This is a genomic window from Xanthomonas sp. NCPPB 2250 (assembly GCF_056725265.1).
The window spans coordinates 4,762,472-4,775,687 of record NZ_CM161520.1 but is presented as its reverse complement, the minus strand read 5'-3'; the positions used below and the strand labels follow the sequence as shown (position 1 = coordinate 4,775,687).

At 69.9% G+C, this 13,216-nt stretch carries 7 protein-coding genes; 2 read left to right on the top strand and 5 right to left on the bottom strand.

Annotation, left to right across the window (positions count from 1 at the left end; translation table 11 throughout):
• Positions 1 to 32 precede the first annotated feature (32 nt).
• Positions 33 to 1,514, bottom strand: coding sequence for a glycine betaine/L-proline transporter ProP (gene proP, locus AC1PMG_RS19540; RefSeq protein ID WP_481109951.1), 1,482 nt, complete (start codon positions 1,512 to 1,514; stop codon positions 33 to 35).
• A gap of 553 nt (positions 1,515 to 2,067) precedes the next feature.
• On the opposite strand from proP, the gene glnE reads away from it, so the two are divergent.
• The gene (gene glnE, locus AC1PMG_RS19535; protein ID WP_481109950.1) at positions 2,068 to 4,908 is read left to right on the top strand and encodes a bifunctional [glutamate--ammonia ligase]-adenylyl-L-tyrosine phosphorylase/[glutamate--ammonia-ligase] adenylyltransferase; all 2,841 of its coding nucleotides are present in this window, start codon (positions 2,068 to 2,070) and stop codon (positions 4,906 to 4,908) included.
• Positions 4,909 to 5,148: 240 nt separating this feature from the next.
• Here the strand turns inward: glnE and AC1PMG_RS19530 are convergent, their stop codons facing one another.
• The 4 genes from AC1PMG_RS19530 to AC1PMG_RS19515 form a co-directional block, all read right to left on the bottom strand.
• The gene (locus AC1PMG_RS19530) at positions 5,149 to 5,676 is read right to left on the bottom strand and encodes a hypothetical protein (protein WP_481109949.1); all 528 of its coding nucleotides are present in this window, start codon (positions 5,674 to 5,676) and stop codon (positions 5,149 to 5,151) included.
• Positions 5,677 to 5,788: 112 nt separating this feature from the next.
• The gene (locus AC1PMG_RS19525; protein WP_160959463.1) at positions 5,789 to 6,346 is read right to left on the bottom strand and encodes a queuosine precursor transporter; all 558 of its coding nucleotides are present in this window, start codon (positions 6,344 to 6,346) and stop codon (positions 5,789 to 5,791) included.
• Positions 6,347 to 6,748: 402 nt separating this feature from the next.
• Positions 6,749 to 7,822, bottom strand: coding sequence for a glycerophosphodiester phosphodiesterase (locus AC1PMG_RS19520; protein ID WP_481111716.1), 1,074 nt, complete (start codon positions 7,820 to 7,822; stop codon positions 6,749 to 6,751).
• A 77-nt stretch (positions 7,823 to 7,899) separates the two neighbouring features.
• Entirely contained in the window at positions 7,900 to 10,197 is a 2,298-nt protein-coding gene (locus AC1PMG_RS19515) for a TonB-dependent receptor (protein ID WP_481109948.1), read from the bottom strand.
• Positions 10,198 to 11,332: 1,135 nt separating this feature from the next.
• On the opposite strand from AC1PMG_RS19515, the gene AC1PMG_RS19510 reads away from it, so the two are divergent.
• The gene (locus AC1PMG_RS19510; protein ID WP_481109947.1) at positions 11,333 to 13,207 is read left to right on the top strand and encodes a S53 family peptidase; all 1,875 of its coding nucleotides are present in this window, start codon (positions 11,333 to 11,335) and stop codon (positions 13,205 to 13,207) included.
• Positions 13,208 to 13,216 lie beyond the last annotated feature (9 nt).

Here is a 13,216-nt window from a genome sequence, read left to right as displayed (position 1 = left end):
TTGCGGCGCAGCGCGTGGCGACCGCGATCGCGTCAGGTCGGCATGGCCTGCGACGGCGGTTCCGGCGACGCCGGCAGTTCCGGCCGGGTCGGATCCACGGTCAGCGGTTCGTCGCTGCGCAGCAGCGCATGCGCCTCGGCCTCGCTGGCCACCGCCGGCGGCGAGCCGCGCAGTGGCAGGCCGGCGGTTTCGCGCACGAAGACCATCGTCGCGATGCCCACCACCGCCGCGCCCATCAGGTAGTACGCCGGCACCAGCGGATCGCCGGTGCGCTCGACCAGCCACGCGGTGACCAGCGGCGTGGTGCCGCCGAACAGCGACACCGACACGTTGAAGGCGATCGACAGCGCGCTGTAGCGCACCGGGGTGTAGAACAGCGCCGGCAAGGTCGACGGCATCGAGCTAGTGAAGCACACCAGCGCCACGCCCAGCAGCATCAGGCCGAGGAAGATCAGCCAGTCGTTGCCGGTGCCGATCAGCAGCAGGCACGGCACCGCCAGCACCAGCAGCGCGATGCACGCGCCGATCACCATCGGCCTGCGGCCCAGGCGATCGCTGAACACGCCGCCGACCACGTTGAGCGGCATCATCACCAGCATCACGATGATGATCAGCAGCAGGCCCTTGCTCTCGGCATAGCCCATGGTGACGCTGAGATAGCTGGGCATGTAGGTCAGCAGCATGTAGTCGGTGACGTTGAACACCAGCACCAGGCCCACGCACTTGAGCAGCTGCGGCCAGTGGATGCGGAACAGCGCGCCCAGGCCGGGCGCGTCGTGCTCGCGCTTTTCGGCTTGCTCGGCATAGGCCTGGAATGCCGGGGTTTCCTCCAGCTTCATGCGCATGTACAGACCGAGCAGACCCAGCGGGCCGGCGATCAGGAACGGCACGCGCCAGCCCCAGTCGCGCATCTGCGTATCGCTCAACGCGACATGCAGCGCGGTCACCGTGGCCGCGCCGGCGATGTAGCCGGCCAGCGTGCCGAACTCCAGCCAACTGCTCATGAAGCCGCGGTTGCGGTCGGTCGAGTACTCGGCGATGAAGGTCGCCGCGCCGCCGTACTCGCCGCCGGTGGAAAAGCCCTGCACCAGCCGCGCCACCAGCAACAGGATCGGCGCCCAGATGCCGATGCGCTCGTAGGAGGGGATCAGGCCGATCGAGAACGTGCCCAGCGCCATCAGGATCATGGTCGCGGCCAGCACTTTCTGCCGGCCGTAGCGGTCGCCCAGCGGGCCGAACACCAGTCCGCCCAGCGGGCGCACCAGGAACGCGACGGTGAAGGTCGCGAACGTGGCGATCAACTGCGCGGTGGGGTTGGTGCTGGGGAAGAACACATGGCCCAGGGTCACGGCGAGATAGCCGTACACGCCGAAGTCGAACCATTCCATCGCGTTGCCCAGCGCCGCCGCGCCGACCGCCCGCTTGAGCATGGGCTTGTCGACCACGGTGACTTCTTCCACCCGCAACTGGCGACGGCGCTTGAACCATCCGAAATGGGCGTGGAACTCCGACATGTCTTCTCCTGTCCTGGAACGGTGAGGTGATGACCCCCGGCCCGCACAGGGCAGGGCAAAGCAAGACGGAAGGGCGCAAGAGGCGCCGCACTGGTCTGCGGGGGCACGATCCCGGATGGCCGCGTCAACACCACGGCGCTGCGGGATCGAAGAGACGGAGCGGGCGGCGCGGGATAACGCGAGGCTCCGTCGAGGGGGCGCATGATACACCATCGCCCGATTCGGCCGGGCGGCATGGTCCGCGAAACGCGGCGAACGTGGCGTGAAACGCTGTGTATTGCGTTGATTTGCGGCAATGCCTGGCGCGTGCGGCGACGTGGTTGCGAAGGCGTATAGGCGAATTGCGACGTGTCGCGTTGAGCGGATCGCAGCTGCAATGGGCGCGCGATGCCGAGCGCTTGCACGGCGATGGCAGAGGCACCTGTAGGAGCGGCTTCAGCCGCGGCGGGGCGTTACCGGGAACGCCCGTCGCGGCTGAAGCCGCTCCTGCAACGCAATGGCGATTCTTGCTGTGTTGGATGTGCCTGAACGCCCGGGATGCCAGAATCGCCCGATGTCCAACGCTTCCGCCGCCGTTCCCGACGCCCTGCAGCCCACCCTCGAACGCAGCCTGGCGCGCCTGCGCCAGGCCGTGGCCGCGCAGCCATGGCCGTCTTCCCCCGGTTTCGAGTCCGCGCTGGCGCGCGCGCTGCTGGCCAGCGATTTCCTGCTCGACACGCTGTGCCGGCAGCCCTCCTTGCTCGCGCACCTGACGCAGCCGGATCCGCCGCCGTTGCCGCTGCCGCAACTGGATCCGGCGCAGCCCGCCGCATGGCCGGCGCAGTTGCGCCGCTACCGTGCGGCCGCCTCGGCGCGGCTGGTGTGGCGCGACGTGCTGGGCCTGGACGATGTCGATGCGACGCTGGCCGGCAGCACGCGCTTGGCCGAGGACTGCCTGGCGCTGGCGCTGCAGGCGCTGGAGGGCGAGTTCGCCGCGCGCCACGGCGTGGTGCGTGCCGCCGACGGCAGCGTGCAGCGGCTGGTGGTGTTCGGCCTGGGCAAGCTCGGTGGCGGCGAACTGAATTTCTCCTCCGATGTGGACCTGGTCTACGCCTACCCGCAGGGCGGCGAATCCGACGGTGCGCGTGCGCTCGCCGCCGAGGAATACTTCGCGCGGCTCGGCCAGCGCCTGGCGCGGCTGCTCGACGACACCACCGCCGACGGCTTCGCGTATCGCGTGGATCTGCGCCTGCGTCCGTTCGGCACGGCTGGCCGGGTGGCGCTGTCGTTCGCCGGCATGGATCAGTACTTCCAGCGCGAAGGCCGCGACTGGGAGCGTTATGCCTGGCTGAAGGCGCGTGCGGTGGCCGGCGACATCGCCGCCGGCGAGGAGTGGCTGCAGGCGCTGCGCCCGTTCGTGTACCGGCGCTATCTCGACTACACCGCGCTGGACGGCCTGCGCGAGATGAAGGCGGCGATCACCGCCGAAGTCGCGCGCCACGACCGCCTGGACGACATCAAGCGCGGCGCCGGCGGCATCCGCGAGATCGAGTTCCTGGTGCAGTCGCTGCAGTTGATCCGCGGCGGTCGCGAACCTGCGCTGCGCGAGCGCCGCCTGTTGCCGGCGCTGCAGGCGCTGGTCGCCGCCGGCCAGGTCGCCGCCGAGGACGGCGCCGCGCTGGCGCAGGCGTATCGCTTCCTGCGTCGGGTGGAGAATCGCCTGCAGATGCTGCGCGATGCGCAGACCCATGCGCTGCCCGAGGATCCGCTGGACCGCGCGCGCATCGCCTTCGGCCTTGGTTATGCCGACTGGGCCGCGCTGCACGCGGCGCTGCAACTCCAGCGCGACCGCGTCGCCGCCGAGTTCGCCGAACTGCTGGCGCCGCGCGAGCGCGTGCTGGCGCCTGATGCGCTGGCCGACTACTGGCGCGGCCTGCCCGACGGTGGCCAGGCGCAGGTGCTGCGCGAGGCTGGTTTCGCAGACCCTGACGGCGCCGACCAGGCCTTGCGCGGCTTCGTGCAGTCGCTGGGCGTGCGCACGCTCTCCGATGCCGCACGCGCGCGCCTGGACCGGGTGTTGCCGGCGCTGCTGCATGCCGCGGCGCGCTCGGCGCAGGCCGATGCCGCCCTGCACCGTGTGCTCGGCCTGCTGCAGGCGATCCTGCGCCGCGCCAGCTACCTGGCCCTGCTCGACGAACAGCCCAGCGCGCTGGCGCGGCTGGTCGACGTGCTGGCGCGCAGCGCGTTCCTGTCCGAACGGCTGGCCGCGCACCCGCTGCTGCTGGACGAACTGCTCGACAGCCGCGTGGACGGCCCGATGCCGGACCAGGCGGCGATGCAGCGGCTGTGCGATGCCGCGGTCGCCACCGCCGGCGACGATCCGGAAGCGGCCCTGCGCGGCCTCAACGAAGCGCGCCAGGCGCTGAGTTTCCGCATCGCCCTGGCGACGCTGGATCGACGCCAGCCCGCGCTCGACAGCGCTCGGCAACTGGCGCAGCTGGCCGAGGCGGTGGTCGTGACCGTGCTGCGCCTGGCGCGTGCCGATCTGGTCGCCGCGCATGGCGAAGTGCCTGGCGGCAGTTTCGCCATCGTCGGCTACGGCAGCCTGGGCGGCGTGGAACTGGGCATCGGCTCGGACCTGGATCTGGTGTTCCTGTACGACCACCCGCCGGGCGTTGAAGCATCGGCCGGGCCGCGGCCGATGGAGAGCGGCCGCTGGTTCGCGCGGCTGGCGCAGAAGGTGATCGCGTTGCTCGGCGCGGTCACCGGCGGCGGCCGCCTGTACGACATCGACGTGCGCCTGCGCCCGGACGGCGGCAAGGGCGCGCTGGTGTCGTCGCTGGCCAGCTACCGCGAGTACCAGCGCGAGCGCGCCTGGACCTGGGAACACCAGGCGCTGGTGCGCGCGCGCGGCGTGGCCGGCGATGCGCCGCTGTTGCAGCAGTTCGAGCAAGTGCGCGCGCAGACCCTGGCGCGCCCGCGCGAGGCCGCGTCCCTGCGCGAGGAAGTGCGCAAGATGCGTGCGCGCATGCGCGCCGAACTCGACCGCAGCGATGCCGCGCGCTTCGACCTCAAGCAGGGCGCCGGCGGCCTGGTCGACCTGGAATTCCTGGTGCAGGCCGGCGTGCTGCTCGGTGCCGCGCAGCAGCCGGCGCTGCTGGCGCCGCGCGACACCCCGGCACTGATCGACGCGCTGGCGCACAGCGGCTGGTTGCCGCCGCCCATCGCGGCGAGCCTGCATGCCGCGCATGCCACGCTGGTGGAGGCCGGCCTGGCCTGCACGCTGGACCGGCGTCCGCGCCTGACCGCGCCCACGGTCGAGATCGCCGCGGCGCGTGCGGCGATTCGCGCTGCCGCGGCCGCGCTGGAGCTGGTGTTCGTCGACGGCCGCGCGGACGGCGACGCGACGCACTAGCGCGGTCCTTGTTGGCAGCGGATGCGCACCTTCCTTCCGGACGGCAGGTGCAGGCGCAGGCGTGCACGTGCGATGGCGGCGGCGACACGCGTTTCCGGCAACGCGTGTCTTACCAAACTGCGGCAGAAAACGCGTCACCGGCGCTGTCTGCAATCCCCGGGGAGCCTGTGCACGCTGCCGCGCTGCATCCGCAAACGCGCCGCCGCTGGCATGCCGCCCCGCGCCGCAGTGGTGCGATCGCTACACGCTGACGTACTGCGACTGGAACCAGGCCGTGTCGGGATCGGTGTCCACCACCTGGTCCGGATCCACCCCGAACAATGCCTGGTAGGCGTGCTTCCACAGGCCGGCGCGACCGGCGCACAGGTCGTGCCACAGCGCATAAAAGGTCATGGAGTCGAACACCCGCACCAGGTCCACGACCTGCCCGAGGTAGGCCTGGAACAGGTAGATCCGCTCGCCATTCACCAGGATGTTGACGTTGTGGATCAACTGCGATGGATCGCCCAGCAGCACGATGTTGACGAAGTCGCCATCGGCGAACGTCGGCAACGCCGCGTCCGCCAGGTACGGCGTGGTGCGCAAGGGCCGGTCGCGGCGCAGCAGCACCATTTCCAGCATCAGCGGGGCGAAGGCGTTGCACGACCACGCCGGGTTGGAGACGGCGGGACTGGTCAGCGTGGCCAGCGCTGTGCCGGCCGGCTGCAGTTGCGCCAGGGTGGCGTTGAGCGCACTCAGTGCGAGGGCGGGGGTGACGTCGTGCGGCATGGGCATGGTCTCGTCGCAGGCGCGGCGCACAGGACGTGCGCCGCCGATGGCCTGTTCAACGTCTGCCGCGGCCGCTTGTGAAGCCGCGCCTGCGCGAAGCGCGGCGCAGCCGTCAGCGCGTCGGCGCCATCCGCCACAGCAGCGCGCGGAACGGCGCCAGCAGGCACACGCCGATGCCCAGCTTCACCGCCAGGTCGCCCGCGGCCCAGCTCAGCCAGGGCAGCGTCGAGCCGGCGAAGGCGATCGACCAGAAGATCGTGGTGTCCAGCGTCGCGCTGCAGGTGGTGGCGACGATCGGCGCGCGCCACCAGCGCCCACGGCGCAGTCGGTCGAACACGGTGATGTCCAGCAATTGCGCGGCGATGAAGGCCAGGCACGAGGCCGCGGCGATGCGCGGGGTGGCGATCCAGATCGACAGCAGCACCGCCAGCGCGAACCCGCACCAGGCCACCCGCCGCGCCGCGCGCGGGCCGAAGCGCCGATTGATCAGGTTGCTGACCAGAAACGCCACCGGATAGCTGAAGGCGCCCCAGGTCAGCCAGTCGTTGATCGGGAACTGCACCAGCACGTTCGACAGCAGCACCACCGCGCCCATCGCCAGCACGGACAGCAGCAACGCGCGCGGAGTCAGCGCGGCGAAAGTGGGCGAGGGAGCGGCGACGGAAGGCACGGCGATCGGGGCAGGAGCGGCGGGCGCGCATTATCGCGGCCCGGACGCGCGATGACCAATGCCGGGCGTGTGGACGATCTCAACGCCCCCGCGCGGCGTAGGAGCGGCTTCAGCCGCGACAGGGCGTTTCCCGCTCTCGCGTGGTCGCGGCTGAAGCCGCTCCTACCGGGGGAACCCCACGATGGGAGCCGCTGTTGCGATTCCCCAATCCCGGCTCCACCGCACCGGCACTGCAGGGAGGCTGCATTGTGGGAGGGACTTCAGTCCAGACCGATGACCCGCCCGCCTCGCACTGAGCTTTCACTACTTCCACGCGTCGCGGCTGAAGCCGCTCCTACAAATGGGACTCCTCGCTGGGGACCGCTTTTGCGATTCCCCAATCCCCAATCCCCACTCCCGGCCTCACCGCGCCGGCGGCGCCGTCCCGTCCACCGCGGCGCGGCCCACCGCCGGGTCGTCGGTGAAGAAGCCATCGATGCCGGCATCGATCAGCGCGCGCATTTCCTTCATGCTGCCGGCGGCGTTCACCGCGGCCGGGTCGCGCGCGTCCTGCAACTGCTTGGGCAGGAAATAGTTCTCCGGCCGGAACGTGTACGGAATCACCTGCAGGCCGGCCGCATGTGCGTCGGCGACGAAGGCCGTGGGCGCGGCCAGGGCGCCGTCGGCGGTCACCGGCACGATCGCGCGCAGGTTGGGGCTGACCAGCTGCGCATACTTGGCGATCGCGCGCAGGCCCTGCGCGCTGCCCATCTGCGCGTAGGTCGGGCCGTCGCGCAACTGGTCGCCCGGGCGCTCCTTGGGATCGCCCAGCAATTGCACCAGGCGCACGTTCGGATGGGTGTCGCCGAGCTTGCCGTGCAGAGATTCCAGGTTGCCGATCTCGAACGACTGGATCACCACTGGCGCCTTGCGCGTGTAGGCATGCGCATCGAGCGTGGCGACCAGCTTGTCTTCCATCGCCAGGCCCAGCCCGCGGAAGTAGGTGCCGTGCTTGATCTCCGGGATCAGCCCGATCGGGCGCCCGCGCGTGGCCGACTCGGCCGCGGTGAAGTCGATGATCTCGTCCATGGTCGGCACCTGGAACTGCCCGTCGAAGGCGGTGCCGCGCAGTTGCGGCAGGCGCTCGCGCGCACGCAGGGTCTTCAGCTCGGCCAGGGTGAAGTCTTCGGTGAACCAGCCTTCCACGCGCTGCCCGTCGATCTGCTTGACGGTCTTGCGCGCGGCGAACTCCGGATGCGCGGCCACGTCGGTGGTGCCGCCGATCTCGTTTTCGTGGCGGGCCACCAGCACGCCGTCCTTGGTCGAGACCAGGTCCGGCTCGATGAAATCGGCGCCGTCGGCGATGGCCTTGGCGTAGGACGCCAGGGTGTGCTCGGGGCGCAACGCACTGGCGCCGCGGTGGCCGATCACCAGCGGCTTGTGCTCGCCCGGTGCGGCGGCCGGTGCGGCCGCCGCGTTGGTCGCCAACACGGCCATCGCGCATCCCAACAACCAGGAGGTGGATCGGATCATCGCATGCGTTCCGGTTCGAGGGGCGGACAGGATGGACGTGCTCAGAAGCGCGCGTCCAGGGTCAGGAACGCCTGCCGCGGCGCGCTGGCGTGGAAGGCCAGCGAGCGGCCGTTCGGGTCGCTGTTGCTGAAGGCGGTGAGGTTGGAGGCGTAGCGCTTGTCGGTGAGGTTGGTGACGTTCAACGACAACTTCAGATCCCGCAGGAACGACACCGCCCCGAAATCGTAGCCGGCGCCGGCATCGAACGAGGTGTAGCCGCCGAAGCCCTGGTCGTTGGTGTAGGTGTAGTAGCGCTGGCCGGTGTACTTGCCGCGCAGGTTGGCGTTCCAGCCGTTCCAGGTCCAGCTGAGTTCGCTGGCGAACATGCGCTTGGGTGTGTCCACGGTGGACTTGCCGGCGGTGGGGATGACCACGCCGTTCTGCACGTAGTTGTCGTCGTAGGTGGAGCGGTTGATCGAGGCCGAGTTGTACCACTGCAGGTGCGCGGTCGGCTTCCAGATGAAGGTCAGCTCGCCGCCGCGGCTGCTCACCGAGCCGACGTTGAAGAAGCGCGTGGTGCACGCCGGGCTGGTGCCCTGCTGGATGCTCGGGCAGGGGTTGAGCGAGAGCAGGCGGTTGTCGAAGGTGACGTCGTAGCCGACCAGCGAAGCCTCGAACTGGTCGCGCACCAGACGGTAGCCGGCTTCGAAGGTCTTGGACTTCTCCGGCTGCAGCGCGCCGACGCTGGCGTCGAACGAGGCCTGGGTCACCAGCAGCGGGCCACCGGCGCCGCCGCCCTGGAACGCGGCGATGTTCTCGGCGTAGGAGGCGAACACTTCCTGGCCCTCGGCCAGGCGGTAGCTCAGGCCGGCCTGCGGCAGCAGCGCCTTGCTGGCCTTCAGCTCGCCGTTGGCCACCGGCGCTTCCACCGCGATCCCCGGGGTCTCGCGCGCGGTCATCGTGGTGTGCGGGCTCTTGGCGCCGATGTCCAGGGTCAGGCGCTCGTCGAGCAGCTTGAAGGTGCCCTGCACATAGGCCTGCTTGGTGGTGATGACGTAGTCCTGCGAGAACAGCCGGCGGTTCGGGTTGCTCAGGAAGATGTCGTCGTCGATCGGGCCGTCGATCCAGTAGAAGTTGCGCTCCACGTGGTGCTTGTTGCGCTCGTACCACACGCCCGCTTCCAGGTGGTGCGGGCCGATGTCCCAGCCCAGCGAGGCGATGCCGCCGGTGCGGTTGATGGTGTAGTTGGTGCTGCGGATCGAGATCGGCAGCGCCTGCGGCGTGCCCGGGTAGGACGGCTGGCCCGGCGACCACCAGTGGCCCTGGCCTTCGTTCTCGTGGTGGTAGACCTGGGTGTGCACGCTCACCGCATCGGACGGCTGGAAGTCGCCGGCCAGGTAGTACAGGTCGTCGTTGCGCAGCGCGCGGCTCTGGTAGTAGGCGTCGTCGATGTTGTCCACGCCGCCGCTGTAGCCGCAACGGCTGGGGTTGCGCGTGGCCGGGGCGCAATAGGCCGCGGCCAGCGCACGCTGCCAGTCCGGCGCATACAGGTTCCAGTCCCAGCCCAGGCCGCGGTGCAGGCCGCTCTTGGACAGGTACGCGTAGTCGGCCTGCGAGGTACGCGAGGTGTCGACGAAGGCGGTGATCTTGCCGCCTTCGAACTGGTACACGCCCTTGCCGTTGAACTGCGCGGTGTGGGTCGGCGAGCCCGGCGGCGCCCACATGTCGGCGTCGGCGTAGATGCCGGACAGGTAGGCGGAGAAGCCGTTGTGCTCGCCGGTATCCAGGCGCAGGTAGGTACGGCGGTTGCTGTCCGAGCCCACGGTCTGCGCCAGGCGCACGCCGACCTCGGTGGACGGATCGTCGGAGTAGTACTGCACCGTGCCGCCGAGGTTGCTGGTGGACGCGGTGCCCAGGCTGCCGATGCCCGAGGCCAGCTCCACGCCGCCGAAGTTCTCGGCGATCAGCGCGCGGCTGATGTTCAGGCCGTTGTAGTTGCCGTAGGCGTTGTCGCCCAGCGGCAGACCGTCGAGGGTGTAGCCCAGGCGCACGCCGTTGAAGCCGCGCAGGCTGATCGTCTGCGATTCCTCGTTGGCGCCGAAGGCGTCGTTGGACTGCACGTTGACGCCGGGAATGCGGTTGAGCAGCTTCTGGATGCTGGTGCCCGGCGGCAGCACCGCCACGTCCTGCGCGGTGATGCGCTGCACCTGGCGAGTCTCGCCCTGGCCGATCACCGACACCGCATCGAGTTGCTGCACGTCGGACGCGGCGCCATCGGCGGCGGGCTCCGCAGCGGTGGCGGCGAAGGGCGACAACAGGGCGGCGAGGATCGCCGTGCTCAGCAGGGAATGGAGAGGCATGCGCAAGGGGGATTCGTAAAGGAAGTGCGCACACGATGCGACAGCGACGTTGCAGGTTGGCGTCATCGGCGTTGCGGTTGTCATGCAGCGGTCCTGCGGCATGGCGTTCGTGTCGCAGCTGCCGGGCGCGCGATGACTGCAGGTGCGCCATCGTGCGCCATCGCGGAAGAAGCGGCGTGGCACGCGCGTGTCGACATCAATTCGATACAGAGTGTCGTCAGTTGCCATGCATGACGAGTGGTGAACACATGTAAGCGTGTGTGTCGGAAACCCGGCGAAACATGCTGTTTCCAAAGTCGAAAACGGCGTCGGCCGTCAAAGTTTTGTAGTGCGTTCCTCCTCAATGATCACGCCTCGCCCAAGCCCGACGACGTGCCGATGCGTGCAGACATGAGCAGGAAGCACAGTGCCCTCGCGTCGCTCGCGTGCGCTGTTGGGTCCTCGCCTCGACAGGTCTGCGCGCGCCGTACCCTCACCCCAACCCCTCTCCCGGTGGGAGAGGGGCTCAGCGCTTCCCTTCTCCCCCCGGGAGAAGGTGCCCCGCAGGGGCGGATGAGGGTCCGGGCGAAGCCTCGCAGCAACGAACCACGCACGCGCTGCGCGCGCCGTACCCTCACCCCAACCCCTCTCCCGGCGGGAGAGGGGCCAGGCGCTTCCCTTCTCCCTGCGGGAGAAGGTGTCCCGCAGGGGCGGATGAGGGTAAGGGCGCAGCCTCGCAGCAACGAACCACGCACGCGCTGCGCGCGCCGTACCCTCACCCCAACCCCTCTCCCGGTGGGAGAGGGGCCAGGCGCTTCCCTTCTCCCCCCGGGAGAAGGTGCCCCGCAGGGGCGGATGAGGGTACGGGCGCAGCCTCGCAGCAACGAACCACGCACGCGCTGCGCGCTCCGTACCCTCACCCCAACCCCTCTCCCGGTGGGAGAGGGGCTCGGCGCTTCCCTTCTCCCCCCGGGAGAAGGTGCCCCGCAGGGGCGGATGAGGGTGCGGGCGAAGCCTCGCAGCAACGAACCACGCGTGCACTTCGCGCGCCGCACCCTCACCCCCAACTCCCGTCCCGAAAGCAGAGGGGCAATCGATTTCCAACCGCGAGGCCGCGATGGCCTCGTCCACCCGCTCTACCCCCGGAGAGACGCCCATGCTTGATCGCATCCGCCGTCGGCCATTGCTGGCTGCCGTGTTGTCCGCTTCCCTGCTGTGCGCGCTCGGCACCGCCAATGCCGTGCCCGACGCCTCCATCGCGGCGATGACCGCAACGCTGCGCGCGGCGCCGGTCAACTTCGACGTGCACCTGCCGTTGCGCGATCAGGCTGGCCTGGACGCATTGCTGGCCGACATCCAGGATCCGGTCTCCCCGCAGTATCACCATTGGCTGACGCCGGCCGAGTTCCAGCGCCGCTTCGCGCCGGCACCGGCGCAGGTCGCGCAGGTGCGTGCCGCGCTGCAGGCCGCGCACATGAACGTCACCGAGCAGGGCAACACCCTGCATGTCAGTGCGAGCGCGAACAACGTCGAGCGCTTGTTCGCGGTGCCGCTGACCGCGGAGGTCCAGCAGGGCAGCCAGGCCCACCTCGCCGCCGCCGCGCCCTTGCAGTTGCCCGCCGTGCTGCGCGACAGCGGTGCGACGGTGACCGGCCTGACCCGCGGTGTGCCGCCGATGCACGTCAACTGGCAGCGCGCGGCCACCAGGAATCCCGCCAACCGCTACGGCGCCGGCGGTACCACCTATTGGTACAACGATCTCAAGCAGGCCTACGGCTATCCGTCCTACCAGGCCACCACCGGCGCGGCCGGGCAGCAGCGCCGGCTCGACGGCAGCGGCAGCACCATCGCCATCCTGATCAGCAGCGACGTGCTGGATTCGGACATCAAGGCGATGTTCGACCACGAAAACTTCAGCCGCTACGCCGCCAACCACGCCGACCCGACCCTGTACGCGCGCCACTACGTGGCCGGCGCCAAGCCGGGCCTGCAGGACGGCAATGACGCCGCGGCGAGTGAGGCCGCGCTCGATGTGGAGATGGCGCTGGGCGGCGCGCCGGGCGCGCACGTGCTGCTGTACGTGATCCCGGACCTGAGCGACGCCTCGGTGCTGGCCGGCTACCGGCAGATCGTGCAGGACAACCAGGCCGACGTGGTCAGCTCCTCGTTCGGCGGCTGCGAGCTGTACTACACCGCGGCCTACAACGGCGGCAAGGATTTCACCTCGCTGCTGCGTCCCTACGATGCGGTGTTCAAGCAGGGCAACGCGCAGGGCATCACCTTCGTCGCCTCCAGCGGCGACAACGCTGGCCTGGACTGCGCCGACACGCAGTACGCGGTCGACCACAAGGACGGCCGCTTCGTCGCCGGCGTCGAACACCCGGCGGCCAGCCCGCACGTGACTGCGGTCGGCGGCGGCAACCTGCTCACCGCCTACAAGAAGGGCAGCCTGGAATCCGGCTACAAGAGCGAAAGCGCCTACGGCGATCCGCTGGAGACCGCGGATTACTACGGCTTCGGCGCGAACCTGGCCGGCGGCTACTGGGGCGCCGGCGGCGGCGTCAGCACCCTGTTCCAGCGTCCGGCCTACCAGTTGCGTGCGCTCGGCGGGACGCGCACGTCCATGCGCGCGCTGCCGGACATCGGCATGCTGGTCGGCGGCTGCCCGGGGATTGCGACGCAGCCGTGCCGGGAGGGCGACAGCTCGGTGGCCACCTACTTCAAGGGCGGCATCTCGGCGGTGATCGGCACCAGCGTCGCCGCGCCGGAATTCGCCAGCGCGGTCGCGCTGCTGGTGGAGAAGCAGGGGCGTCAGGGCAATCTCAACGATTACCTGTACCGCCTGGCCGCCAATGGGCCGGAGGCGCTGCATCGCGGCATCCCCGGCTACAACGGCGTGGTCGACAACAATCAGCCGATCAAGGGCAAGTACAACTACACGGTCGGCCTGGGCACGCCGGTGGTGCGGTTGCTGATCGGTGCGCTGGATGCGGCGCCGGCCGGCGTGCCGCGTTCGCCGAGCAACCCGTAACGCGTTGGG

What these genes read in the sequence shown, in the direction of transcription:
- AC1PMG_RS19530 (WP_481109949.1), bottom strand. Translation starts at nt 5,676, where the DNA reads ATGCCGCACGACGTCACCCCCGCCCTCGCACTGAGTGCGCTCAACGCC.
- AC1PMG_RS19515 (WP_481109948.1), bottom strand. Translation starts at nt 10,197, where the DNA reads ATGCCTCTCCATTCCCTGCTGAGCACGGCGATCCTCGCCGCCCTGTTG.
- glnE (WP_481109950.1), top strand. Translation starts at nt 2,068, where the DNA reads ATGTCCAACGCTTCCGCCGCCGTTCCCGACGCCCTGCAGCCCACCCTC.
- proP (WP_481109951.1), bottom strand. Translation starts at nt 1,514, where the DNA reads ATGTCGGAGTTCCACGCCCATTTCGGATGGTTCAAGCGCCGTCGCCAG.
- AC1PMG_RS19520 (WP_481111716.1), bottom strand. Translation starts at nt 7,822, where the DNA reads ATGGCCGTGTTGGCGACCAACGCGGCGGCCGCACCGGCCGCCGCACCG.
- AC1PMG_RS19510 (WP_481109947.1), top strand. Translation starts at nt 11,333, where the DNA reads ATGCTTGATCGCATCCGCCGTCGGCCATTGCTGGCTGCCGTGTTGTCC.